The sequence below is a fragment of the Galbibacter kalidii genome, assembly GCF_026241135.1.
Classification (GTDB): Bacteria; Bacteroidota; Bacteroidia; order Flavobacteriales; family Flavobacteriaceae; genus Galbibacter.
In genome coordinates this window covers 1-509 of sequence record NZ_JAPFGA010000109.1, presented here as the reverse complement: position 1 = coordinate 509, position 509 = coordinate 1, and the positions used below count along the sequence as shown (strand labels likewise).

General features: G+C 66.8%; 1 protein-coding gene. It reads left to right on the top strand.

All coding sequences use genetic code 11. The annotated features are described in order from the left end of the window. A partial coding sequence (locus OOZ15_RS20120; RefSeq protein WP_265958209.1) for a hypothetical protein occupies positions 1-509 on the top strand: 509 nt, incomplete at both ends.

Sequence of the window (509 nt, the reverse complement as noted above, 5' to 3'; positions counted from 1 at the left end):
TGTCATGGGAAACGCCACTTTCGTCCGCCAGCCCCGTGCCCATGCATCGCGCAGCAGCAGCCGTCGCGAGCGGCTGACCATCGACTTCCGTCGGCATGGCCCGGCACTGTCTGCTATTGCGCGCTCGCGCCGCATGAGCGCGGCTGCGCTCGCCAGATCCGTCCTTGGCGAGTGGCTGGACGTGCAGGCTGTTGACGCTCCATCTGTCGCTGCGATGGGCACGGCGCCTGCCGCGTCGGTTCCGCTTCACAAAGAAGCCACCTTCGCCAAGGTGACCTTGCGCATGCCCGCCGACCGGGCCGCCAAGCTGGCCCGCGCTGCGCGTGCGGCCGAGTTGTCGCAGGGGATGTATGTCGCCCAGCTCCTGGATACGCGGTCAGTGGAAGATCCTCTGCCTGCCAGCCCTAGGGAGCTTGTGTCGTCGCTGGTGCGATCCAATGCGAAGCTGGCGGCCTTAAACAGCGGTTTGAAGGCCCTGGGGCGTGCACTGGAACAGTCCTCGTCCCCTG